The following is a 25,248-nucleotide window of genomic DNA, read 5'->3' on the forward strand; positions in this document are numbered from 1 at the left end:
TCGTGGCTAATATTACTACAAGTTTATTTCAAGAAATGGTTCAAGCGGGGGCTACGCGCTTAAATAAACAAGCGGAATATGTAAACTCTTTGAACGTCTTTCCTGTACCAGATGGAGATACAGGGACTAATATGGGAATGACCATCGAAAATGGGGCCAAAGAAGTATCTGACCGTTCTGCATCAACTGTTGGAGAAGCGGCAGGGATCTTCGCTAAAGGTCTCTTGATGGGTGCGCGTGGGAACTCAGGAGTCATCACTTCTCAATTGTTCCGCGGATTTTCTCAAAGTGTCAAAGACAAAGAAGAATTGGATGGAGCAGCACTTGCAGCAGCCTTCCAGTCTGGTGTAGAAGTTGCTTATAAAGCCGTTATGAAGCCGGTTGAAGGAACCATTTTGACGGTTTCTCGTGGGGCAGCTATCGGGGCCAAGAAAAAAGCAGAATCTACCAACGATGCAGTAGAAGTCATGCGTGCAGCTCTTGAAGGAGCTAAAACAGCTCTTGCGAAGACTCCAGATATGTTGCCAGTCTTGAAAGAAGTTGGCGTGGTAGACTCTGGTGGTCAAGGGTTGGTCTTCATCTATGAAGGATTCTTGTCAGCCTTGACAGGTGAATTCATTGCTTCTGAAGAGTTCCAAGCAACACCTGCAACCATGTCAGAAATGATCAATGCAGAGCACCACAAGTCAGTTGCTGGTCATGTGGCTACTGAAGACATCAAGTTTGGTTACTGTACAGAAATCATGGTCGCTTTGAAACAAGGTCCAACCTATGTCAAAGACTTCGATTACGATGAATTCCGTAACTATTTGAACAACCTTGGGGATTCCCTATTGGTGGTGAATGACGATGAGATTGTCAAAGTTCACGTCCATACAGAAGATCCAGGTCTTGTCATGCAAGAAGGTCTTAAGTACGGAAGCTTGGTCAAGGTCAAAGTCGACAACATGCGCAACCAACACGAAGCGCAAGTTGAAAAAGAAGAGCGCCAAGCGAAGCCAGTTGAAGAAAAAGAATATGCCATCATCGCAGTCGTTGCGGGTGACGGATTGGCTGATATCTTTAAAGCGCAAGGAGTGGATTACATCATCTCTGGTGGTCAAACCATGAACCCATCAACAGAAGACTTTGTCAAAGCGGTTGAAGAGTTGAATGCACGCAACATTATTATCTTGCCAAACAACAAAAATATCTTGATGGCTGCTCAATCTGCAGCAGAAGTGATTGATCAACCTGCAGCAGTTGTTGAGACCAAGACCATCCCTCAAGGATTGACTAGTCTTCTTGCCTTTGATGAAAGCAAGTCGATCGAAGAAAACTACGAACGCATGAGCGCTTCATTGGGCGATGTTGTGTCTGGTAGTGTGACAACAGCGGTTCGCGATACCACTATTGATGGGCTTGAAATCCATGAAAATGATAATCTTGGAATGGTCGATGGCAAAATCGTTGTTTCAAATCCAGATATGATGGAAACCTTGGAAGAAACATTCGCTCATATGTTGGATGAAGACAGTGAAATTGTGACCATCTATGTCGGTGAAGACGGAAGTGAGGAGTTGGCAAATGAATTGGCCCAAGCCCTTGCTGAGAAGTATGAAGATGTAGAAGTGGAAATCCACCAAGGTGGCCAACCGGTCTACCCATACTTGTTTAGTGTAGAATAATTGAACAGAAGGTTCCTTTCGGAACCTTTTTTTGTATATAGAAAAACGAGGAGATTCCTTATGAAATCGGCGTGATTTGGAGGATTTTAGACGGAAGTGAACCCTCCACTGAGGCTTTATTCGTGAGAAAAAGGGGTTTCTGCAAAAAGTCTCATATTCATCAGATTTTTATTCAAATTGAAGAGCTTGAAAAGAGGGGGAAATGGTTTGAGAAGTGGAGTTTTTAGACAAGAAAGATGCGATATGTTATACTGGTATCAGTATGTGAAAGGAGAGTTATAAAAATGAAGAAATTTTTTGTAACCCTTGGGCTAGCCATTTTGGTATTGACTGGTTGTTCGCAATCCCAAACAAAGAAAACTACAACCGCTAGCTCATCTAGCAGTTCCTCTGTTAAAAAAGAAGTAAAAAATGAAGAAAAAACCACAACCTTAGTAGGAGATATCAATGGAACAAAACACCGGGATATCATCAAATCTAAGGGAGATAAGGTTGAAAACCTTCGTATCGAAGTGACGGCCGATCTGCCCCAACAACTTGGGACCATCGCAGCAGAAAAGTCACCTGAAGAGCTCACAGCAGCCATTCAAGCTTTGCTGGAGCAAAATGAAGACTATAAGAAGCTAAAAACCGTTCCCGGTTTTAGTTTGGAATACACAGTCACACCAGAGAAAAAATTGCTCTCAACCAGTGTGATTGACCTCAACCAAATTGACGCCAAGTCTCTTGAAGAAATTTCTTACTTCAAAGATGCTGGTCTCAATGATTTGAAAAACATGAAGGCAGATGCCTTGGTCAAGGCCTTGAAACTGCATGGCATGAAAGAAGAAGGTCAGTAAGAAGAATAGAAAAAGTCGAGTGAAGTCACTTGGCTTTTTTTAGTGACTTTTGTCATGTGAGCCAGTGACAAAATCATCTAGTGGCCTGTAATTCCTTTCGCTAGAATATAGTCAGAAAGTAAGAGGTAAGGAAAAATGAAACAATGGTTCTATAAAGTATTTACGTTAACAGTGGTGGGGATGGTCGTCTATTTAATCTTTTCAAAGGATGATAGTCTCTATTACCATTTCCCTTGGGAATTGTTTGCTGGGATTGGCATCATGAGCTGGGCGGTCCAAGAAGGTCTAAAAATGGTCAAGGCTGTTAAAAAGGAGATGGAGCAATGAAAAAGAAACTTGAAATTGGATTAGTAGCTGTTGTGTGTTTGCTCCTTTGGGTAACTGAGATGATGACAGGCTGGTTTTCTGCCCATTTTCCTAGCTGGTTTTTCCAAACAGTTTGGGGAGTGACCTTGGTCGTCTTTGTCATCATTCCAGCTGGTCAAATCTGGTTGAAAGGAGAGTCTCATGAGTGTCATTAGAGTAGAGAACTTGAACAAAAGTATCAAAGGAAAGGTGATCCTAGAAGATCTTTCTTTTGCGGTTGAACGGGGGGATTGTCTGGCCTTGATCGGGCCAAACGGAGCTGGGAAAACAACCTTGATGAACTGTCTTCTGGGAGATATGAAAGCGACGTCTGGGATCATTGAAGTAGAGGGGAAGGCTCCTGGTCATCCTCAGTTAAAGGCTAGTGTGTCCTATCTCCCTCAAGAGAATGCCATTGTGCAAAAGCTAACCGTGCAGGAACTGATCAACTTCTTTCGCTCTATTTATCCCAACCCCTTAACTGGAGAAGAAATTGATGATCTATTGCGATTCAGTCTGGAACAAAAAAAGCAATTGGCCAGTAAGTTATCTGGTGGGCAAAAGCGTCTCCTATCCTTTGTGTTGACCTTGATTGGTCGTCCGAGTCTTTTGTTTTTGGACGAGCCAACTGCTGGAATGGATACATCCACTCGCCAACGCTTTTGGGAGATCGTTGGGCATTTAAAGGAAGAAGGTGTGACCATTGTCTATTCTTCGCATTACATCGAGGAAGTAGAGCACACGGCTGATCGAATTTTGGTCTTGCATCAGGGGCATTTGCTTCGGGATACGACGCCTCTCGCTATGAGAAGCGAAGAAGTTGAAAAACATTTCACCCTGCCTTTGCGTTACCAAGCTCTAGTGGCAGAGATGGAAGGTGTTAGTGAAGTAATCATTAAACCCGATGCTCTTCAGATTGTGACACGTGATGCCAATAGTTTGTGGACTCGCTTGCAAGAAGAAGGATGTTCGATCCAAGAAATCGAAGTAACCAATCGAAGTTTATTGGATTCTATTTTTGAAAATACAAAGGAAGTAGGTAGAGAAGATGAAACGCATGAAAGCTCTCGGCGTGGTTGAGTGGCATTTGACTAGACGCCAAGCCATTTATTACTTGTTATCAATTGGGATGCCCACGGCCTTTTATCTCTTCTTTTCAGGGATGTACCAGGACACACCAGGGGCACCCGCTCACTTTATGAGGGATTATCTCCTTTCTATGACGGCATTTTCTATGATGTCTACGGCTATCTTTTCTTTTCCAACCGTTCTTGAAACCGATCGACTCAATAATTGGCAAAAAGTCTTGCGCCATACCCCCGTATCTATGGTAGAATATTATCTAATAAAGGTTGTGGGTCTCTTTGTCGATTTTCTCCTATCGATTGGAGTTGTCTTTACCGTGGGTCATGTGGTGCGCCATGTGAATATGTCCCTACAAGATTGGATTTTGTCGGCCTTTATTCTCATCCTAGGAAGCCTAGCGTTTGTGGCTCTCGGTCTGGTTTTGACCTTGCTTCCTTCTAGTCAATTGATGTCTGTTGTGGGTAATCTCCTTTACATGGGACTGGCTGTCATGGGTGGACTATGGATGCCGATTAGTCTCTTTCCAGAATGGATGCAAGCCATCGGCAAATGCCTACCAACCTATCAATTGATGGAGCTGATCAAGACCTTTTTAAACAAGGGGCAGATCAATGTTCTCGCTAGTGTCTATTTAACCTTGTTTACCCTGGTCTTGTTTACCCTTGTCATTGTTTATCGTCGTCATTCTGAGGTTCGTTCATGATTGAAAAACTCAAGCGTATCCATTATATGTTTTACGCTAGCCTAGTCTTTATGGGCTTTCCCTTTATCTCTATTTTATTAGGGGAGGTCCCCTACTGGCACTTCTTTTTAGCCCTCTTGTTTATTGCTTCCTATCTAGGAGTCTTGATTACTGAAAACAAAAAGCTGACCTGGATTTGTTGGCTATACCTCCTAGCCTATGTAGCAGGAAATACTCTTTTTATTAACGCCAACTATTTTTGGTTTTATTTCTTCATCAGCAACCTATTGGTCTATCACTTTGAGATTCGCAATTTTCGCTCTCCCTATCTTTGGACAGTTTTTCTATCGCAATTCCTGCTTTTTGGGGCCATCTTTTTCAAACAGAGTGCGATGGAGTATGAATGGGTATTTTTAATCATTATTTTCTTTTTTACCCATGCCATGACCTACGGCATGATTCGGATTCGGATGGTGGAAGAGTTGAAAGCTGACCATGCCAAGCAAAATGCCCAGATCAATCTCTTGCTGGCAGAAAACGAGCGCCATCGGATTGGCCGTGATCTGCATGACAGTCTAGGACACACCTTTGCCATGCTCAGTGTCAAGGCAGACTTAGCTGATCAATTCTTAGCATTGGGTCAGGTTGAGAAGGCGCAGGAGCAGGTGCAAGAGATTCAAGCTATCAGTCAAGAGTCCATGCACCAAGTCCGAGAGATTGTGGAGAACTTGAAGCAGCGAACCCTGACAAGAGAGCTAGAAACTGTCCAGCAAATGCTAGAAGTGGCGCAAGTCAAAGTGGAGATTCAGAATGAGCTCGATACAGCTAGCATCTCGCCGATCCTGGAATCTGCTCTGGCCATGGTATCTCTGGAATTAGCCACTAATATGATCAAACATGCCAAAGCGACGCAGGCCTTTCTCTCTTATTGCTCCACCGAGACAGGTGTAGAAATGGTTGCAGAAGACAATGGCATCGGCTTTAGTAAAGTTTCCGATAAGGATCTGCACTCGATCCGCGAACGGATTGCCTTATTGGGAGGAGAGCTGGAGATCAGTCATCAACACAAGCCGACCCGGATAGAAATACGGATCCCTTATCAAGAAAGGAAATAAGATGCGCTTATTAGTTGCTGAAGACCAAAGTATGTTACGCGATGCCCTCTGTCAGCTCTTGCTTTTGCAAGAGGATGTAGAAGAAGTCTTGCAGGCTGGAGACGGGCAAGAAGCTATTCGCTTACTCGAAACCCATCCAGTCGATATTGCTATCTTAGATATTGAGATGCCCATCAAAACAGGGCTAGAAGTGTTGGAATGGGCCAAAAGTCAACAACCCCAGCTCAAGGTCGTCATCGTTACCACCTTTAAGCGACCGGGCTATTTCGAGCGGGCTCTCAAGGCTGGAGTCGATGCCTATGTCTTAAAAGAACGCCGCATTACGGATTTGATGGCGACTCTTCATGCAGTTTTAGCAGGGCAAAAAGAATATTCGCCTGAATTAATGGAAGGGATCTTGACCCATCCCAATCCTCTAAGCCCTCAAGAAAAGGCAGTTTTAAAAGAAGTCGCAAAAGGGGCTTCTAACCAAGAAATTGCTGATCGCTTATTCCTCTCAAACGGGACCATCCGCAATTATATGTCAGCCATACTAACCAAGTTGGATGCGGAAAATCGGACGGAGGCAGCAAAAATTGCCCAAGAAAAGGGTTGGTTATAAGGAAGAAAAGTTTCTAGGATTTCCTAGAGACTTTTTTTGTGATAGACGTAGCATTTTTAGAAAAACTCTCATTCTTCGGATTTGGATAGAAAATTCAGAAAATTTACTATTTTTCCTTGAAATATTTTCTAAAAATGGTATGATAGTAGCATGCTAATTTGATATATAAAGTACTGGAAAGGAGAGACATGGAGAAAATTACCTTAGAAACTGCAAAAACCGGTTCAGAGCTCGTTCTTGAAACCCTGCGTGATTTGGGCATTGACACGATTTTTGGTTATCCTGGTGGAGCGGTTTTGCCTTTATACGATGCCATCTATAGCTTTGAGGGTATCCAGCATATCTTGGGTCGTCATGAACAAGGATGCTTGCATGAGGCTGAAGGCTACGCCAAATCAACTGGAAAGCTGGGTGTCGCAGTCGTCACTAGTGGACCGGGGGCTACAAATGCCATTACAGGGATTGCAGATGCCATGAGCGATAGCGTTCCCTTATTAGTCTTCACTGGTCAAGTCAATCGTGCTGGGATCGGGAAAGACGCCTTTCAAGAAGCGGATATCGTGGGAATTACCATGCCCATCACCAAGTACAACTATCAAGTACGTGAGACGGCAGATATTCCACGAATTATCACAGAAGCTGTCCATATTGCGACGACTGGCCGCCCTGGCCCTGTGGTAATTGACCTTCCAAAGGATGTGTCTGCTTTAGAGACAGATTTTATCTATGAACCAAGTGTGAAGCTTCCAAGCTACCAGCCTACCATTGAACCTAATGAATTGCAGATCAAAAAGATTTTGAAGCAATTGAGTAAGGCTAAAAAACCAGTTCTTCTTGCTGGTGGTGGGGTAAGTTACGCTGGAGCTGCAAAAGAGTTGATTGCTCTAGCAGAGCGCTATCAGATTCCAGTAGTGACCAGTCTGTTAGGTCAAGGAACGATTGCGACCAGTCATCCTCTTTTCCTAGGGATGGGAGGGATGCACGGATCCTTCGCGGCTAATATCGCCATGACAGAGACGGATTTCATGATTAGTGTTGGTTGTCGATTTGATGACCGTTTAACAGGTAATCCAAAAACTTTCGCTAAGAATGCTAAGGTTGCCCACATTGATATTGATCCTGCAGAGATTGGCAAAATCATTGCTGTTGACATTCCAGTTGTCGGCGATGCGAAGAAGGCCTTGCAGCAGTTACTAGCAGAGCCAACGGTTCATAACAATACAGAAAAATGGATCGAGAAGGTGACCCAAGATAAGAACCGGGTCCGTTCTTACGACAAGAAAGAACGGGTTGTTCAGCCACAAGCTGTGATCGAACGCATTGGAGAGTTGACCAAGGGTGACGCTATTGTCGTCACAGACGTTGGACAACACCAAATGTGGGCGGCTCAATACTATCCTTACCAAAATGAGCGCCAATTGGTAACATCTGGTGGTCTAGGAACGATGGGATTCGGTGTTCCTGCAGCTATCGGAGCGAAAATTGCCAATCCAGATAAAGAAGTTGTTCTCTTTGTCGGAGATGGTGGTTTCCAAATGACCAACCAAGAATTGGCGATCTTAAATATTTATAAGGTTCCGATCAAGGTCGTTATGCTCAACAACCACTCGCTTGGGATGGTCCGTCAATGGCAAGAAGCCTTCTATGATGGTCGGACGTCAGAGTCAGTCTTTGATAGCCTTCCGGATTTCCAATTGATGGCGCAAGCTTACGGGATCAAGAATTATAAATTTGATAATCCTGAAACTCTGGAGAAGGATTTGGAAGTCATCACAGAAGATGTACCAATGTTCATCGAAGTAGACATTTCTCGGAAAGAGCATGTCTTGCCGATGGTACCAGCTGGTAAGAGTAATCATGAGATGTTGGGGGTGAAGTTTAATGCGTAGAATGTTAACAGCCAAACTTCAAAACCGATCAGGTGTTCTGAACCGCTTTACTGGAGTCTTGTCGAGACGTCAAGTCAATATCGAAAGTATCTCTGTTGGCGCAACAGAAAACCCTAATGTATCGCGGATTACTATTATCATTGATGTTGCTTCGCATGATGAAGTAGAGCAAATCATCAAACAGCTCAACCGCCAGATTGATGTGATTCGCATTCGTGATATCACAGATAAACCACACTTGGAGCGCGAAGTGATCCTGGTGAAAGTTTCTGCACCTGCTGAGAAGCGGGCGGAAATCTTGGCCATTATTCAACCTTTCCGTGCGACCGTGGTCGATGTGGCCCCAAGCTCTATCACCGTTCAAATGACGGGAAATGCAGAAAAGAGCGAAGCCCTCATTCGTGTTATTCGACCTTATGGGATTAAAAACATCGCCCGCACCGGTGCAACCGGATTTACTCGAGATTAATTCTCACCTTAACATTGTTAACCCCGCCTTAAAAAGGCAAATAATAAAATAGAAAAGAGATTTTACTTATGGCAGTTCAAATGGAATACGAAAAAGACGTTAAAGTACCAGCACTTGATGGTAAAAAAATCGCCGTAATCGGTTATGGTTCACAAGGTCATGCTCACGCACAAAACTTGCGTGATTCAGGTCACGATGTCATCATCGGTGTGCGTCCTGGTAAATCATTCGATAAAGCAAAAGAAGATGGATTTGAAGCTTACCCAGTTGCAGAAGCAACTAAATTGGCTGATATCATCATGATCTTGGCACCAGACGAAATCCAAAAAGATATCTACAAAGATGAAATCGCTCCAAACTTGAGCGCTGGTAAAGCTCTTGGTTTTGCCCATGGTTTCAATATCCACTTTGGTTACATCAAAGCTCCTGAAGACGTAGATGTCTTCATGGTTGCACCAAAAGGACCAGGTCACTTGGTACGTCGTACTTACACTGAAGGATTTGGTGTACCAGCACTTTACGCTGTTTACCAAGATGCTACTGGTAACGCGAAAGACATCGCAATGGACTGGGCAAAAGGTGTTGGTTCAGCACGTGTTGGTCTTCTTTCAACAACCTTCAAAGAAGAAACAGAAGAAGATTTGTTTGGTGAACAAGCCGTTCTTATGGGTGGTTTGACAAGCTTGATCGAAGCTGGATTTGAAGTTTTGACAGAAGCTGGTTATGCACCTGAATTGGCTTACTTCGAAGTCCTTCACGAAATGAAATTGATCGTTGACTTGATCTACGAAGGTGGCTTCAAGAAAATGCGTCAATCATGTTCAAATACTGCAGAATTTGGTGATTTTGTAACTGGTCCACGTGTTATCGGTCCAGAAGTAAAAGAAAACATGAAAGCTGCCCTTGCTGATATCCAATCAGGTAAATTTGCGCGTGAATTCGTTGAAGACCACGATGCTGGTTTCCCACGTTTGAAAGCCTTCCGCAAACAAGCTGAAGAACTTGAAATTGAAAAAGTTGGTGCTGAATTGCGTAAAGCAATGCCATTCGTTGGTCAAAACGACGATGACGCCTTCAAAATCTACAACTAATTGTCTGTAGAAGACTAAGCAAGTTGGGACACCCTAGCTTGCTTTTTTGATCAATACACAGCAACAGAGGTAAGAAATGATAACAGCAAAAGATGTGGCCAAGGCCCATAAAATATTAAGTGGAGTCGTTGTCAATACGCCCCTTGAATACGACCACTATTTATCTGAAAAATATGGGGCAAAGATTTATTTGAAAAAAGAAAACGCCCAACGTGTTCGTTCGTTCAAGATTCGTGGAGCGTATTTTGCAATTTCTCAACTCTCAAAAGAAGAGCGTGAGCGTGGGGTAGTGTGTGCTTCTGCGGGAAACCATGCGCAAGGAGTTGCTTATACTTGTAATGAAATGAAGATTCCAGCAACCATCTTCATGCCGATTACAACACCTCAACAAAAGATCGGCCAAGTCCGATTCTTTGGTGGGGACTATGTAACGATTAAGTTGGTCGGGGATACCTTTGACGCGTCAGCTAAGGCAGCTCAAGAATTTACTCTTGCAGAAAAACGGACCTTTATTGACCCGTTTGATGATCCACACGTACAGGCTGGCCAAGGAACAGTGGCCTATGAAATTCTTGAGGAAGCTCGAAAAGAATCGATTTCCTTTGATGCTGTCCTTGTTCCTGTAGGTGGAGGAGGCCTCATTTCAGGTGTTTCTACCTATATCAAAGAAACGGATCCTCGGATTGAAGTCATTGGGGTAGAGGCCGAAGGAGCGCGCTCCATGAAGGCTGCTTTTGAAGCAGGTGGTCCCGTCAAATTGCCAGAAATCGATAAGTTTGCAGACGGGATTGCTGTGCAAAAAGTGGGACAATTGACTTATGAAGTGACCCGTCAACATGTGGAAACTTTGGTTGGGGTCGATGAAGGCTTGATTTCAGAGACTTTGATTGATCTTTATTCCAAACAAGGGATCGTAGCTGAACCAGCAGGAGCGGCCAGTGTAGCATCCCTTGAAATCTTGCGCGAATACATCAAGGGGAAAACCATTTGTTGTATTATCTCAGGTGGGAATAATGACATTAACCGCATGCCTGAAATGGAAGAGCGTGCCTTGATCTACGATGGCGTAAAACACTACTTTATCGTCAACTTCCCACAACGACCAGGGGCCCTTCGAGAATTTGTAAATGATATCTTAGGGCCAAATGATGATATTACACGTTTTGAATACATCAAGCGTGCTAGTAAAGGAACAGGCCCTGTCTTGATTGGGGTTACTTTAGCCAATAAGCATGACTATGCAGGTTTGGTCAATCGTATTGAGCGTTTTGATCCGTCTTTCATTAACTTGAACGGAAATGAAACTCTCTATAATATGCTGGTCTGAGTATCATACAGAAACAATCAACTATTTAAGCAATATATTTTTATGGAATATATTGCTTTTTTATGAAGACTTGTGATATGATATGCGTAAATTAAAAGGAGGAACTTTTTATGCCTGGATTTTTTATCTTTATTTTATTCTTGCTAATGGTTGCAGGATTCATTGTGATCAGCTCACTATATGTGGTCAAGCAACAATCTGTTGCCATCATCGAGCGTTTCGGACGTTATCAAAAAATTAGCGATAGTGGCATTCATATGCGAGCGCCTTTTGGTATCGATAAAATTGCAGCGCGAGTTCAATTGCGCGTCTTGCAGAGCGAGATCGTGGTTGAAACAAAAACTCAGGATAACGTATTCGTTACCATGAATGTGGCGACGCAATACCGAGTGAACGAAAGCAACGTAAAGGATGCCTACTACAAGTTGATGCGTCCAGAATCACAGATTAAATCATACATTGAAGATGCTCTTCGTTCTTCTGTGCCTAAGTTGACCTTGGATGAATTATTTGAGAAAAAAGATGAAATCGCTCTTGAAGTTCAAAAACAAGTGGCAGAAGAGATGTCAACTTATGGATATATTATTGTAAAAACCTTGATCACCAAAGTTGAGCCAGATGCCGAAGTGAAACAATCCATGAACGAGATCAATGCGGCGCAAAGAAAACGCGTGGCAGCTCAGGAATTGGCAGAAGCAGACAAGATCAAGATCGTTACTGCTGCCGAAGCTGAGGCGGAAAAAGACCGTTTGCACGGGGTTGGTATTGCCGAGCAACGGAAGGCCATTGTCGATGGATTGGCAGACTCTATTAAAGAGTTAAAAGGCGCGAATGTAGACTTGACCGAAGAACAAATCATGTCAATTCTCTTAACCAACCAGTACTTAGATACCTTAAATAATTTTGCAGATAAAGAAGGGAATAATACGATTTTCCTACCAGCAAACCCAGATGGTGTCGAAAACATTCGTACACAAATATTATCCGCCTTGAAAGCAAAGTAAACTTTTTATCATTTTTTAAAAAAGGTTCGTATTTTCAGCGATTTTAGTTGACAAAATGTGCAAAACAATTTATATTAGTATTGGAAATAATAATATAGGAGAAAGATCATGGCTAAATCGAACTTTGAAAAAGTAGAATCAGTTGTTGGATGGGTACGCGATAAGAAAATTACAGGGTATCGTATCAGCAAAGAAACAAATGCCCGTGAAATGTCTATCATTGCCTTGGCTCAAGGACGTGCAAAAGTGAAGAATATCTCGTTTGAAACTGCACTTGGATTGATTGATTTTTATGACAAAAATCATCAAAAATTCGAAGATTAATTTGTTGTTCCAATTGAAAACCAGAGAGTTTGCTCTCTGGTTTTTTTCTATGCCTCAAAAGCAGAAGCGGTACAAAAAAACAGCTTGCTTCCATACTGGTAAGCAAACTGTTTCAAGAGATTAATGTAAGAAGCGTTGAAGGAATTCCTTGGTCCGTTCTTCTTTTGGATTGCTAAAGATTTCTTTTGGATCTCCTTGCTCAGCGATGACACCCTTGTCCATGAAGATGACCCGGCTAGAGACATCGCGGGCAAATTCCATTTCGTGGGTGACGACAATCATGGTAAGTCCTTCTTTTGCAAGGTCCTGCATGATTTTCAAGACTTCCCCAACCATTTCTGGGTCTAGGGCAGAAGTTGGTTCATCGAAGAGAATGGCATCAGGATCCATTGAGAGGGCACGAGCGATGGCGACCCGTTGCTTTTGACCACCTGAAAGTTGTTTCGGACGGGCAGCCCAATATTGAGATCCCATACCAACTTTTTCAAGGTTTTCCTTTGCAACTTTCTCTGCAGTTTCACGATCGCGCTTGAGGACGGTCGTTTGTGCAACGATCGTATTTTCCAAGACGTTTAAATTTTCGAAGAGATTAAAGCTTTGGAAAACCATCCCTAATTTCTCGCGGTAGTGGGTAAGATCATACTCAGGATCAAGAACATTTTGTCCACGATAGAGAATCTCTCCAGCAGTAGGAGTCTCTAGAAGATTGATGGAGCGAAGGAAGGTTGATTTTCCGCTACCAGAGCTCCCGATGATGGAGATCACCTCTCCTTTTTCAACCGTAAGGGAAATATCTTTCAAGACTTCATTTTGACCATAAGATTTTTTTAAATGTTGAATTTCAAGAATTTTTTCTGCCATTATTTCACCTCATTGACTTGCATTTGATTGGCACCTGTAGTATAAGTATCAGAATCTAAGCGACGTTCGATGTAGCGAAGAATTCGTGTGATGGTAAAGGTGAGAACGAAGTAAATCACAGCGATGATCGTAAAGGTTGGGAAGTATTGATAGTTTTGGGTTGCGATCGTATTTCCTGTAAAGTACAGTTCAACTACAGAGATAACATTCAAAACAGATGTATCCTTGATGTTAATAACAAATTCATTCCCTGTTGCTGGTAAGATATTGCGAACAACCTGTGGAAGGACGACCTTGCGCATGGTTTGTCCATGGGTCATTCCTAGAGCAGTCGCTGCTTCAAACTGACCTGGATCCACTGCTAAGATCCCACCACGAACAATCTCACTCATATATGCTCCGGTATTGATTGATACGATAAAGATGGCGGCCCAGGTACGATCCAAGGAAATGTTGAAGGCTTGGGCGGAACCGTAGAAAATGACCATTGATTGAACGATCATCGGAGTTCCACGGAAAATTTCAATGTAGACATTGAGGAACCAACCAAAGGCAGTTTGGCATCCAGCAAGGAATTTATTTTTAGCCTTCGGAGCTGTCCGGAAGACACCGATTAACAAACCGATAATCAACCCAGCAATGGTACCTGTCATGGAGATTAAGAGGGTCATTCCAGTTCCCCGTAAGAACTGTGGGCCATTATCCTTTAAAATCTTCATCATTTGGCTAAAGAATGTCTGCTTATCATCACTAGCATCACTGGAAGCTGGTTGCTTCTTAATCATATCATCCATGAGTTTGACTTGGTCTTCAGACGAAATCTTAGCTAGTGCGGCATTGACTTGGTCAATTCTAGTGTCACCCTTCTTCATCCCGATAGCGATGGTCGCATCTTCTTCCCCAACTTCAAATCCTTTTTTGAATTGAATCATCTTAAATTTAGAATTAGCGGACTCGGCGGTTAGGGCTTCGGGACGTTCAGAAACATAGGCATCAATAACACCCGATTCTAAAGCTTGACGCATCTGGGCAAAATCACCCATTGCAGTTTCTTGTTTCGCACCCTTGAGTTGGGAAATGAGAGAATAGAGGTAGACCCCTTGTTGAGAGGTTACCTTTGCATCCTTAAAGTCATCTAGGCTAGTAGCATTTGCATATTTTCCATCTTTACGAACGAGCATGACCGGTTCACTGGTATAGTAGCTCTTGGAGAAGGCGACCTCTTTTTTACGTTCAGCGGTTGGACTCATCCCAGCGATAATCATATCGATTTTACCAGAAGTGAGGGCTGGAATTAAACCGTTCCAAGATGTTTTTACGATCAGAGGTTTTTTACCTAACTCCTCAGCAACTTTTTTGGCGATTTGGACATCGTACCCATTGGCATATTGATTAGTACCGTCAATTTTAACAGCTCCATTTGCATCATCTTCTTGGGTCCAGTTGAAAGGAGCGTAGGCTGCTTCCATTCCGATTCGTAAATAGTCATCTGCATGAGCAACCTGTGTGATCCCCAGGCAAATGAAAAGCCCTGTTAAGAGCGCGAATAATGTTTTTTTCATTTTTTCTCCTCTTCCTTATTTTAACTTCTCCTATTGTACAGTAAAATAGGCTGCATTTCAAACATGGTCCTCTTTTTATTTAAAAAATGCTATAATAATACAAAGGAGCGTGATCAAATGAAAAAGTATTTGTATGTTTTTTTCGCCTTTCTGGCCTGCCTTTTTGTCAGTCAGAATGTCCATGCATCTAGCCCATCTTATGATGTACTTTACTATGGTGGAACCTTGACCTTGGATACCTGGGACGACGCCACCTATGAGGAAGAACTGGTTTATTATTTCAAAGATTCTTATAGAGGGCAGTATGTTAGCCTAGGAACGGCAGGGAACATGCCACAAGGCTTTGCGATTGAGATACCGCCAAAGGTTGAGGTGGAAGGTCGTGAGCTTCAAAGAGAACCTGAGATTACGAATCTAGGTGATGGCTACCGAGTGAAAATTTATAACAGTGGTGTAGCGACAGATACTGTCAAAATTAAAGTTACATGGAAATTAAAAAATCTCCTCTATTCACACAAGGATATCTTGGAGTTGAACTGGAAACCGATCACAGATGGTGATCAGAAGGTGGACGAGGTTCAATTTCGTGTTATTCCTAAGTTTGCACCAGCTAATGCCCAATCGGAACTGTATATCCATACAGCCTTTATGGGACCGGATGTGACTGTAAAGAAAGAAGATGGAATCTATTCTGCCACTTTCTATAACCTAGGCAAAGGAAAGGCTGTGGAGTTGTATGGTTACTGGTTGAAGTCAGATCTAACTACTTTGTATGATTCTGGTCGAAATACAGGATTAACCAAATTGGATGAATTTCACAAGAACCAAGCTAAAATTGAACAGGAAAAATACTGGACACGCATGTTTTGGAACTGGATCTTGCCAGCCTTCATTATTGCACTCTGGCTTCTTGCTCTCTTGGGCCGCAATCGGTTCAAAAAAATGATTTGGCCTGGTGTGACCTATCCGACCAATACTCGTCTTTATGAGATTCCACAGGATATTGCACCTCTTGTTATGAGCTCGGTTGTTTATTCAGCCGAATTAGACGAGGCTTCCCCAACCAATAAAGAGAAGGCGACTCCGCCAGTATTCACATTTGAAAAAATGCTTCAAGCTACTTTGCTGGATCTGATGGATCGTGGAGTGATTGTCTATGAGCAACAAGGAAATGAAGTCGTTTTGACCAGAAAGTCTCATGGACATGTGGATGATTTTGAACGCTCCTTTATGAATATGGCTTTTGGGGATCAAGTTTCCTGTCCTGTTAACCGTCTCTTTGAGAATTATGAATTCAGTGATGATGTATACAAACATGCCAAAAAAGCAGATCAAGATGCGATTCGTTCACTAGGAAGTAAGGCTCAGGCTCGTTTTGATACGGCTGTCAACCAAGTGGCCCGAGATGTTCATCGCAAGGTGGAAGATCTCCATTTGCCAAGCTACTATCGCCCTTTAGAAGCAAAAGAAGAAGCGCAAGCTAGACGAAGTCTCTTCTTTGGTTGGGCTGCTTGGTTTATCGCCCTTGGAGCAGAAATCTTTGCCATCTTTGGGATGGGTTGGTTCTCTGTTCCTTGTTTGATAGGGATCCTCACACTTTGGTTTATGCCAGTGCGCTTCAATGGTGTCTTTAAAGCCTGCCTACGAGATGGTGTTGTCAATCTTGCGGGTGCTGAGCAACGCTATTACTGGGATAGTTTTGGTCGGATGTTGAAAGAGATTGCCCACCTCAACGATGCAGAGTTGCAGTCTCTGGTCCTATGGAATCGCTTATTGGTCTATGCGGCCTTGTATGGTGTAGCTGATCAGGTCACAAAGGTCATGAAGCTTCGGAATATTCATTTAGAAAATCAAGCCTTAAACGCCTTCGTTTACACCCCGTTCTATCATGATGTGACCCACTCAAGTCATGCCATGTCTACTTATGGATCGACAGCATCGACAGCTAGTCATTTCACAGTTTCCTCTGGTAGTGGAGGAGGTTTCTCTGGCGGAGGAGGCGGAGGAGGCTTTGGTGCCTTCTAAGTAGCACTAAGAATGGTCTTGGTAGCTCTTTCCCTTCTAGTTTAGAAGGCCTGGTCCAGTCCATAGATTTATGATATAATAGAGCAAATGTAAGTTTAGGAGAAAAAGATGTTTCTGATCGAATTAATCAAGGCGATCCTTTTTGGAATTGTCGAGGGGATTACAGAATGGCTACCGATCTCAAGTACAGGTCACTTGATTCTACTACAGGATTTTGTGCAGTTTAAAAACCAAGATCCAGCCTTTATGGAGATGTTCAATGTTGTAATTCAATTGGGTGCGATCCTAGCGGTTGTGGTAATTTATTTTGATAAATTATACCCCTTCAAACCAGGTAAATCTCCACTAGAAGTACGTCGGACCTGGCAATTATGGGCGAAAGTTGCAGTTGCAACCCTCCCTCTTGTCTTTGTTTTTAAATTAGATGATTGGTTTGAGGCGCATTTTCACAATTCGATTTCCGTTGCAATTATGTTGATCACCTACGGGATTGCCTTTATCTATTTGGAAAGACGGGAACAAGTCGAACCTGCAGTGACGGAATTGCATAAGCTACCTTATCGAACCGCTCTTTATATCGGACTTTTCCAAGTCTTATCGCTATTTCCAGGTACAAGCCGTTCAGGTGCTACGATTGTAGGGGGCTTGATCAATGGTGTTAGCCGTCCAGTGGTGACAGAGTTTACCTTTTATCTGGGTATCCCGGCTATGTTTGGGGCTAGTCTCTTAAAGGTTGGGAAATTCGCTCTTAGCGGGCATTCACTTGCACTAGGGCAACTCTTTATTCTACTGGTAGCGATGGGAGTGGCCTTCGTAGTCAGCATGTACGCCATCCGCTTCTTGACAGATTATGTGAAAAACCATGATTTCACCGTCTTTGGGAAATACCGTATTGTTCTTGGTTCCATCTTGTTATTGTATGGTCTCTTCCGTGTAATTTTCTAAGAGAACGGTTGAACTCTATCAAATTGTTTATTGAGGTTGGAGACTTTTGTCCCGACCTCTTTTCTATGCATCCTTTTTTTGAATTCTATCCATTTTTTTAGTATAATAGTAAGACTAGAAGTATGAGGTTATGCTATGAAGATGAAGCAAATTAGTGATTCAACAATTAAGATCACGATCCAACTAGAAGACTTAGAAGAACGCGGAATGGAAATTGCTGATTTTCTTGTCCCACAAGAAAAAACAGAAGAATTTTTCTATGCCATTTTGGATGAGCTCGAAATGCCAGAAAGCTTCCTGGATAGCGGGATGCTGAGTTTTCGTGTGACACCAAAACCAGATAAATTGGATGTTTTTGTTACCAAATCAAAAATTGATCAACAATTGGATTTTGAGGATTTGTCAGATCTTCCTGATATGGAAGAGTTGTCGCGCATGACGCCAGATGAATTTATCAAAACCTTGGAAAAAACGATCTCTGATAAGACAAAAGGGGATGCAGAAGCTATTCACCATTTGGAACAAGAAGAGTTACGTGACAATCAAGAACAAGCTCCTACATCTGAAGCACCAGTAAGTCAGTATATTTATTACATTTTGCGTTTTTCAAATATCCAGCAAGCAGTTGCCTTTTCAAAAATGGTCAGTTTTCCAGTGGATACCTCTGAATTATACAAAATGGGATCCGATTATTATTTAACCGTCTTGATCGATACAGAGGATCAACCAACTCAATATCCGACCTGGTTACTGGCCATCATTCGGGAGTATGCAGATGATTCAGAAGTGACACGAGCCGTTCTGCAGGAACACGGCCACTTACTAATGGTGTCTGGTGCGATTGAGAATTTGAAGAAAGTTGCTAGCTTATGATGTCCTTTTCCTTGCAATTTGTTCTGGTGCTGATTGGGACTTTTATGATTGCCTTGGTATTGACGCCCTTGGTTCGCTTGTTCTCCTTTAAGATTGATGCCGTAGATTATCCGAATGCGCGTCGGATCAATACCAAGCCCATGCCAAGCGCGGGTGGACTGGCTATCGTGATTGCTTTTTCAATTGCGACTCTCGTGTTTATTCCTATGCTGACATCCACCACCGCACCAATCAAAAGTTACCTATCCTATACCTTGCCGGTCGTAGGAGCGGGATGGATTATCGCTCTTACAGGCTTGATCGATGATGTAAAAGAGTTGTCAGCCAAGAAAAAGATGATCGGTATCCTGCTGGCAGCGAGTCTGGTCTGGTTTTTGACAGATTTTCGGCTGAATGATTTCAAGATTCCGTTCGGTGGTCCCTTACTTCATTTTGAACCATGGCTATCGTATCTTTTGACAGTGATTTGGATTGTTGCCATTACCAATGCAGTCAATCTGATTGATGGATTAGATGGCTTGGTGAGTGGGGTCTCTATTATTTCCCTAGTGACAATGGGGATTGTGTCCTATTTCTTTCTACCAGTCCCCAATCTCTTTCTGACCATGACCATTTTTGTCTTGGTTGCGTCCATCGCAGGTTTCTTTCCCTTTAACTACCATCCAGCCATTCTCTATCTAGGAGACACCGGTGCCTTGTTTATCGGATTCATGATTTCTGTCTTGTCCTTGCAAGGTTTGAAAAATGCGACAGCTGTTGCGGTAGTCACACCAATGATTATCCTCGGAGTACCGATTACAGATACCTTTTTAGCCATTATCCGTCGGACCCTATCTGGTCAAAAATTTTATAAACCGGATCGCAATCACTTGCACCACCGACTTCTTTCTCTGGGCTTGACACATCGGGGAACTGTACTTGTGATCTATGGGATTTCGATGATTTTCTCCTTGATTTCTCTCTTGCTCAACATCTCGAGTCGCATTGGAGGTGTCCTACTTGTGATCGGGCTCTTGTTTGGAGTAGAGTTGTTAGCAGAATTGATTGGGGTTTTAGGGCCACATCATAGTCCTTTGTTAAATGTTCTGCGCTATATAGGGAATTCTTCCTACCGGGAGGAAGTTCGTCAAAAACGAAAAGAAAAAACTAAATAAGAATAGTTCTAATCAAAAGAAAAGCCATTTAGGCTTTTTTTTGATATACTTGAAAGGTAAAAAAATACTTTGTGATGAAGGAATCGATGCTTTGAGAACCTTCTAGACTTCAAAGTAAAAAGAAAGGGAATGCAATGTCGACATTAGAAATTAAAGACCTTCACGTTGAAATTGAAGGCAAAGAAATTTTAAAAGGTGTAAACCTGACCCTAAAAACTGGTGAGATCGCAGCCATCATGGGACCAAACGGAACAGGGAAATCTACTCTGTCAGCTGCCATTATGGGAAACCCAAATTATGAAGTAACCAAAGGGGAGATTCTGTTTGATGGTGTCAACATCTTAGAATTGGAAGTGGACGAACGTGCACGGATGGGCTTGTTCCTTGCCATGCAATACCCTTCAGAAATCCCAGGAATTACCAATGCAGAATTTTTACGTGCAGCCATGAATGCTGGTAAAGAAGAGGACGAGAAGATCTCTATTCGTGATTTCATCAAAAAATTGGATGAAAAGATGGAACTGCTCAACATGAAAGAAGAAATGGCAGAACGCTACCTCAATGAAGGATTCTCTGGTGGTGAGAAAAAACGGAATGAAATCCTTCAATTATTGATGTTGGAGCCAACATTTGCTCTTTTGGATGAAATTGATTCTGGTTTGGATATTGATGCTCTTAAGGTCGTATCTAAAGGGGTTAATGCGATGCGGGGTGAAGGTTTTGGAGCGATGATCATCACCCACTACCAACGTTTGTTGAACTATATTACTCCTGACGTCGTTCATGTGATGATGGAAGGTCGTGTTGTGCTTTCAGGTGGACCAGAATTGGCTGCACGCTTGGAACGTGAAGGCTATGCCCAACTCGCAGAAGAACTCGGTTACGACTATAAAGAAGAACTATAACCTGATGACAAGTGATCTAATGTTGTCATAAAATCAAACAGATAGTATCTTTATTAGGAGAAAAAAATGAGTATTGAAAATATTACCCTCTTTTCGGAACTGCATGCTGAGCCAAGCTGGCTGCAAGATTTACGAAAAAAAGCTTTTGACAAGATCGATCAGTTGGAATTGCCAGCCATTGAACGCGTCAAATTTCACCGCTGGAATCTTGGAGATGGGACGATCACAGAAAGCGAGGCTTCTGCCAATGTTCCCGATTTTACAGCCCTCGATTCAAACTTAAAATTGGTCCAAGTTGGAACTCAAACTGTATTTGAACAGGTGCCACAAGCCTTGGCAGACCAAGGAGTTCTTTTTACAGATTTCCATACTGCCCTAGAAGAAATTCCTCAGGTAGTGGAAGACTACTTTATGTCTTCGGTTAAATACGACGATGATAAACTAGCAGCATACCACACGGCTTATTTTAATAGTGGGGCTGTGCTATATGTTCCAGATAACGTCGAAATTTCAGAACCCATCGAAGGTATTTTCTACCAGGATAGCGACAGTGATGTACCTTTTAATAAGCACATTTTGATTATCGCAGGCAAAAACAGCAAGTTTAGCTATTTGGAACGCCTAGAATCAAAAGGTGAAGGCTCAGCAACAGCAACTGCGAATGTGACGGTTGAGGTGATCGCCCGCTCCGGTGCCCAAGTGAAATTTGCGGCGATTGACCGTCTGGGTGAAAATGTCACAGCTTACATCAGTCGACGTGGGAAACTAGGTCAGGATGCCAGCATTGATTGGGCTATCGGTGTTATGAACGAAGGTAACGTGGTTGCAGACTTTGACAGTGACTTGGTTGGAAACGGAAGTCATGCAGATTTGAAAGTCGTTGCTTTATCAAGCGGTCGTCAGGTTCAAGGAATTGACACCCGCGTGACCAACTTTGGTTGCAACTCGATCGGAAATATCTTGCAACACGGGGTTATTCTTGAAAAAGGAACCTTGACCTTCAACGGAATTGGTCATATTATCAAGGGGGCTAAAGGAGCAGATGCTCAGCAAGAAAGCCGTGTCTTAATGTTATCGGATCAAGCTCGTTCAGATGCCAACCCAATCCTCTTGATTGATGAAAATGATGTCACAGCTGGCCATGCTGCATCGATCGGTCAAGTGGACCCAGAAGATATGTATTACCTCATGAGTCGTGGTCTGGATCAACACACAGCAGAACGCTTAGTGGTGCGTGGTTTCTTGGGATCTGTGATTGTTGAAATCCCAGTTAAAGAAGTACGTGATGAAATGATTGCCACCATTGAAGAAAAGTTATCTCAACGCTAAGGAGAAACAATGCTAGATAAAAATACGATTGCTCAAGACTTTCCCATTCTCGATCAACTAGTTCACGATGAGCCTTTGGTTTATCTAGATAATGCAGCGACGACGCAAAAACCTAACCGTGTTCTTGAAGCCGTTAATCACTATTATTTGCAAGATAACGCCAATGTTCATCGTGGAGTCCATACTTTGGCTGAACGAGCGACAGCAGCCTATGAGGCAGCGCGTGAGAAAGTCAGAAAATTTATCAATGCTTCATCAACCAAGGAGGTGCTCTTTACAAGAGGGACAACGACTGGACTCAACTGGGTAGCCCGCTATGCAGAAGAAGTCCTAAAGGAAGGGGATGAAGTCCTGATTTCCATCATGGAACATCACTCCAACATCATTCCTTGGCAACAAGCCTGCAAGAAGACAGGAGCAAAACTGGTCTATGTCTATCTAAAAGATGGCTTGCTGGATATGCAGGACTTAAAGAGCAAGCTTAGTGAGAAGACAAAATTTGTCTCCATCACCCATGCTTCGAATGTCTTAGGGGTGGTCAATCCGATCAAGGAAATTGCTCGATTAGCTCATGAAGTTGGAGCGATCATGGTCGTAGATGGGGCTCAATCAACCCCTCATATGGCCATTGATGTACAAGGCTTAGATGCGGATTTCTTTGCTTTTTCTGGCCATAAGATGGCTGCACCAACAGGGATTGGTGTCCTCTATGGGAAGGAAGATATCTTAGAGCAAATGTCTCCGATCGAGTTTGGGGGCGAGATGATTGACTTTGTTTACGAACAATCTGCCTCTTGGAAGGAATTACCTTGGAAATTTGAAGCTGGAACCCCCAATATGGCTGGTGCAATCGGTCTTGGTGCAGCAATCGATTACTTAGAAGAGCTGGGTATGGACCAGGTAGAAGCGCATGAGCATGAATTGATTGCCTATGTGTTTCCAAAATTACAGGCGATCGAAGGTTTGACCATCTATGGTTCCCAAGACTTAGCCCAACGTTCTGGCGTCATTTCCTTCAATCTAGGAGATCTCCATCCGCATGACTTAGCAACAGCACTAGATTATGAAGGGATTGCCGTTCGTGCAGGTCACCACTGTGCACAACCGCTTCTTCAATACCTACAAGTCCCAGCGACAACGAGAGCAAGTTTTTATATCTACAACACCAAAGCGGACTGTGATAAATTAATTGAGGCATTGGTCAAAGCAAAGGAGTTTTTCAATGGCACTTTCTAAATTAGATTCGCTGTACATGGCGGTCGTAGCTGACCATTCAAAACACCCTCACCATCAGGGCCAGATTGAAGATGTTGATCAGATCCAACTCAACAATCCAACTTGTGGAGATGTGATCCAGTTAAGTGTGAAATTTGACGAGAATGACAGGGTGGAAGATATCGCCTTTGTTAATTCAGGATGTACGATCTCAACCGCTTCAGCTAGTATGATGACGGATGCTGTAATGGGAAAAACAAAAGAGGAAGTCGAAGAATTGGCGCAGGTCTTTTCAGAAATGGTCCAAGGGAAGTCAGATCCTCGCCAAGGGGAATTAGGAGACGCAGCCTTTTTATCTGGAGTCTCAAAATTTCCACAACGGATTAAATGTGCGACCCTCTCCTGGAATGCTCTTAAAAAAGCGATCGAACGTAGCAAATAATTAAAAGAAGAAACAGAGAAAGAAAGGAAATTATGGCTGAAGAAAGAGTCGAACCGAAACCAATTGATCTCGGTGAATATAAATTTGGATTTCACGATGACGTTCAACCCATTCTCTCTACCGGGAAGGGATTGAATGAAGCGGTTATTCGTGAATTGTCTGCAGCAAAAAATGAACCAGAATGGATGCTCGAATTCCGTTTGAAATCTTTTGAAACCTTCAAAAAGATGCCCATGCAAACCTGGGGAGCCGATCTATCAGAGATTGACTTTGATGATTTGATCTATTATCAAAAACCTTCGGATAAACCTGCCCGTTCATGGGACGAAGTTCCAGAGAAAATCAAGGAAACCTTTGAGCGTATCGGGATTCCTGAAGCAGAACGTGCTTACCTAGCGGGAGCTTCTGCTCAGTATGAATCAGAAGTGGTTTACCACAATATGAAAGAAGAGTTTGAAAAGTTGGGGATTATCTTTACCGATACGGATTCTGCCCTAAAAGAATATCCAGACCTTTTCAAACAGTATTTTGCGAAGTTAGTACCACCAACGGACAACAAATTGGCTGCCCTCAACTCAGCGGTCTGGTCTGGTGGGACCTTCATTTATGTACCAAAAGGCGTAAAAGTAGACGTCCCCCTTCAAACATACTTCCGTATCAACAATGAAAATACTGGTCAGTTTGAACGCACTTTGATTATCGTGGACGAGGGAGCAAGTGTTCACTATGTAGAAGGCTGTACAGCACCGACCTACTCAAGTAATAGCCTCCATGCAGCGATTGTCGAGATCTTTGCCTTGGATGGTGCTTACATGCGCTATACGACCATCCAAAACTGGTCAGACAATGTCTACAACTTGGTAACCAAGCGGGCCAAGGCTCAAAAAGATGCCACAGTTGAGTGGATCGACGGAAACCTAGGTGCCAAGACAACTATGAAGTACCCATCTGTTTATCTAGATGGAGAAGGAGCGCGTGGTACCATGTTGTCCATTGCCTTTGCGAATGCAGGGCAACACCAAGATACAGGTGCCAAAATGATCCACAATGCCCCTCATACCAGCTCATCTATCGTATCGAAATCTATTGCGAAAGGTGGCGGAAAGGTAGACTACCGTGGACAAGTAACCTTTAACAAAAATTCCAAGAAATCAGTTTCTCACATCGAGTGTGACACCATTATTATGGATGATTTATCTGCATCAGATACAATTCCATTTAATGAAATCCACAACTCACAAGTTGCTTTGGAGCACGAAGCTAAGGTTTCAAAAATCTCAGAAGAGCAACTTTATTATTTGATGAGTCGTGGACTGTCTGAATCAGAAGCGACAGAAATGATTGTCATGGGATTTGTAGAGCCCTTTACGAAAGAACTTCCAATGGAATATGCGGTTGAGTTAAACCGACTCATTAGCTACGAAATGGAAGGCTCTGTAGGGTAATTCATTTTTGTCAATCAAAAAACACAATGGATTTGACTCCATTGTGTTTTTTT

25 protein-coding genes are annotated in these 25,248 nt (G+C 42.9%); 23 read left to right on the plus strand and 2 right to left on the minus strand.

Annotated features, from left to right (window positions below; translation table 11 throughout):
- Window positions 1-2: 2 nt before the first annotated feature.
- From PCY11_RS09910 to PCY11_RS09975, 14 genes are all read left to right on the plus strand, one after another.
- Complete coding sequence (locus PCY11_RS09910) at window positions 3-1,667, plus strand: DAK2 domain-containing protein (protein WP_013904691.1); 1,665 nt, start codon at window positions 3-5, stop codon at window positions 1,665-1,667.
- 284 nt (window positions 1,668-1,951) lie between these two features.
- Window positions 1,952-2,506 (plus strand): SP0191 family lipoprotein, encoded by a 555-nt coding sequence (locus PCY11_RS09915; RefSeq protein WP_023919327.1) that lies wholly within the window; start codon window positions 1,952-1,954, stop codon window positions 2,504-2,506.
- 135 nt (window positions 2,507-2,641) lie between these two features.
- Window positions 2,642-2,833, plus strand: coding sequence for a hypothetical protein (locus PCY11_RS09920; RefSeq protein WP_023027681.1), 192 nt, complete (start codon window positions 2,642-2,644; stop codon window positions 2,831-2,833).
- Window positions 2,830-3,027: a hypothetical protein gene (locus PCY11_RS09925; RefSeq protein ID WP_049505906.1), complete on the plus strand. Its 198-nt coding sequence runs from the start codon at window positions 2,830-2,832 to the stop codon at window positions 3,025-3,027. Before PCY11_RS09920 ends, PCY11_RS09925 begins: the two co-directional genes overlap by 4 nt.
- Window positions 3,014-3,931: an ABC transporter ATP-binding protein gene (locus PCY11_RS09930; protein WP_301362730.1), complete on the plus strand. Its 918-nt coding sequence runs from the start codon at window positions 3,014-3,016 to the stop codon at window positions 3,929-3,931. Before PCY11_RS09925 ends, PCY11_RS09930 begins: the two co-directional genes overlap by 14 nt.
- The gene (locus PCY11_RS09935; protein ID WP_201087675.1) at window positions 3,900-4,640 is read left to right on the plus strand and encodes an ABC transporter permease; all 741 of its coding nucleotides are present in this window, start codon (window positions 3,900-3,902) and stop codon (window positions 4,638-4,640) included. The genes PCY11_RS09930 and PCY11_RS09935 overlap by 32 nt, the downstream gene beginning before the upstream one ends.
- Window positions 4,637-5,734: a sensor histidine kinase gene (locus PCY11_RS09940; RefSeq protein ID WP_301362731.1), complete on the plus strand. Its 1,098-nt coding sequence runs from the start codon at window positions 4,637-4,639 to the stop codon at window positions 5,732-5,734. Before PCY11_RS09935 ends, PCY11_RS09940 begins: the two co-directional genes overlap by 4 nt.
- A gap of 1 nt (window position 5,735) precedes the next feature.
- The gene (locus tag PCY11_RS09945; RefSeq protein ID WP_301362732.1) at window positions 5,736-6,335 is read left to right on the plus strand and encodes a response regulator transcription factor; all 600 of its coding nucleotides are present in this window, start codon (window positions 5,736-5,738) and stop codon (window positions 6,333-6,335) included.
- A gap of 188 nt (window positions 6,336-6,523) precedes the next feature.
- A complete protein-coding gene (locus tag PCY11_RS09950; protein ID WP_003004603.1) occupies window positions 6,524-8,224 on the plus strand; it encodes an acetolactate synthase large subunit in 1,701 nt (566 codons plus the stop codon).
- Window positions 8,217-8,693, plus strand: coding sequence for an acetolactate synthase small subunit (gene ilvN, locus PCY11_RS09955; RefSeq protein ID WP_023919316.1), 477 nt, complete (start codon window positions 8,217-8,219; stop codon window positions 8,691-8,693). The genes PCY11_RS09950 and ilvN overlap by 8 nt, the downstream gene beginning before the upstream one ends.
- Before the next feature lie 68 nt (window positions 8,694-8,761).
- Window positions 8,762-9,784 (plus strand): ketol-acid reductoisomerase, encoded by a 1,023-nt coding sequence (gene ilvC / locus PCY11_RS09960; RefSeq protein WP_003004157.1) that lies wholly within the window; start codon window positions 8,762-8,764, stop codon window positions 9,782-9,784.
- 76 nt (window positions 9,785-9,860) lie between these two features.
- Window positions 9,861-11,111 carry a threonine ammonia-lyase IlvA gene (ilvA, locus tag PCY11_RS09965; protein WP_125826528.1) on the plus strand — a complete coding sequence of 417 codons (1,251 nt, stop codon included), beginning with the start codon at window positions 9,861-9,863 and terminating at the stop codon, window positions 11,109-11,111.
- Window positions 11,112-11,221: 110 nt separating this feature from the next.
- The gene (locus PCY11_RS09970) at window positions 11,222-12,115 is read left to right on the plus strand and encodes an SPFH domain-containing protein (RefSeq protein ID WP_003010253.1); all 894 of its coding nucleotides are present in this window, start codon (window positions 11,222-11,224) and stop codon (window positions 12,113-12,115) included.
- A gap of 108 nt (window positions 12,116-12,223) precedes the next feature.
- Window positions 12,224-12,439 (plus strand): hypothetical protein, encoded by a 216-nt coding sequence (locus tag PCY11_RS09975; protein WP_003004771.1) that lies wholly within the window; start codon window positions 12,224-12,226, stop codon window positions 12,437-12,439.
- Window positions 12,440-12,559: 120 nt separating this feature from the next.
- Here PCY11_RS09975 and PCY11_RS09980 read toward each other — a convergent pair whose 3' ends face one another.
- The gene (locus PCY11_RS09980; protein WP_003010256.1) at window positions 12,560-13,300 is read right to left on the minus strand and encodes an amino acid ABC transporter ATP-binding protein; all 741 of its coding nucleotides are present in this window, start codon (window positions 13,298-13,300) and stop codon (window positions 12,560-12,562) included.
- Window positions 13,300-14,862 carry an ABC transporter substrate-binding protein/permease gene (locus tag PCY11_RS09985; RefSeq protein ID WP_049505896.1) on the minus strand — a complete coding sequence of 521 codons (1,563 nt, stop codon included), beginning with the start codon at window positions 14,860-14,862 and terminating at the stop codon, window positions 13,300-13,302. The genes PCY11_RS09980 and PCY11_RS09985 overlap by 1 nt, the downstream gene beginning before the upstream one ends.
- A gap of 117 nt (window positions 14,863-14,979) precedes the next feature.
- On the opposite strand from PCY11_RS09985, the gene PCY11_RS09990 reads away from it, so the two are divergent.
- The 9 genes from PCY11_RS09990 (at window position 14,980) to sufB (ending at window position 25,195) form a co-directional block, all read left to right on the plus strand.
- Window positions 14,980-16,887 (plus strand): DUF2207 domain-containing protein, encoded by a 1,908-nt coding sequence (locus PCY11_RS09990; protein WP_049505895.1) that lies wholly within the window; start codon window positions 14,980-14,982, stop codon window positions 16,885-16,887.
- Between the two features lie 108 nt (window positions 16,888-16,995).
- Complete coding sequence (locus PCY11_RS09995) at window positions 16,996-17,832, plus strand: undecaprenyl-diphosphate phosphatase (protein WP_049475090.1); 837 nt, start codon at window positions 16,996-16,998, stop codon at window positions 17,830-17,832.
- Window positions 17,833-17,967: 135 nt separating this feature from the next.
- Window positions 17,968-18,705, plus strand: coding sequence for an adaptor protein MecA (mecA, locus tag PCY11_RS10000; protein WP_049475089.1), 738 nt, complete (start codon window positions 17,968-17,970; stop codon window positions 18,703-18,705).
- Complete coding sequence (locus PCY11_RS10005; RefSeq protein ID WP_049485793.1) at window positions 18,702-19,859, plus strand: glycosyltransferase family 4 protein; 1,158 nt, start codon at window positions 18,702-18,704, stop codon at window positions 19,857-19,859. The genes mecA and PCY11_RS10005 overlap by 4 nt, the downstream gene beginning before the upstream one ends.
- A gap of 134 nt (window positions 19,860-19,993) precedes the next feature.
- Window positions 19,994-20,764: a Fe-S cluster assembly ATPase SufC gene (gene sufC, locus PCY11_RS10010; RefSeq protein ID WP_003004238.1), complete on the plus strand. Its 771-nt coding sequence runs from the start codon at window positions 19,994-19,996 to the stop codon at window positions 20,762-20,764.
- 66 nt (window positions 20,765-20,830) lie between these two features.
- Window positions 20,831-22,093, plus strand: a complete 1,263-nt coding sequence (gene sufD, locus PCY11_RS10015; protein ID WP_003004052.1) for a Fe-S cluster assembly protein SufD — start codon at window positions 20,831-20,833, stop codon at window positions 22,091-22,093.
- 9 nt (window positions 22,094-22,102) lie between these two features.
- Complete coding sequence (locus tag PCY11_RS10020; RefSeq protein ID WP_070845744.1) at window positions 22,103-23,329, plus strand: cysteine desulfurase; 1,227 nt, start codon at window positions 22,103-22,105, stop codon at window positions 23,327-23,329.
- Window positions 23,316-23,750, plus strand: a complete 435-nt coding sequence (sufU, locus tag PCY11_RS10025) for a Fe-S cluster assembly sulfur transfer protein SufU (protein WP_070845742.1) — start codon at window positions 23,316-23,318, stop codon at window positions 23,748-23,750. The genes PCY11_RS10020 and sufU overlap by 14 nt, the downstream gene beginning before the upstream one ends.
- A 32-nt stretch (window positions 23,751-23,782) precedes the next feature.
- Entirely contained in the window at window positions 23,783-25,195 is a 1,413-nt protein-coding gene (gene sufB, locus PCY11_RS10030) for a Fe-S cluster assembly protein SufB (RefSeq protein ID WP_003010279.1), read from the plus strand.
- The last annotated feature ends 53 nt before the right edge of the window (window positions 25,196-25,248 follow it).

This window comes from Streptococcus sp. SP8 (assembly GCF_030440045.1).
Lineage (GTDB): Bacteria > Bacillota > Bacilli > Lactobacillales > Streptococcaceae > Streptococcus > Streptococcus parasanguinis_I.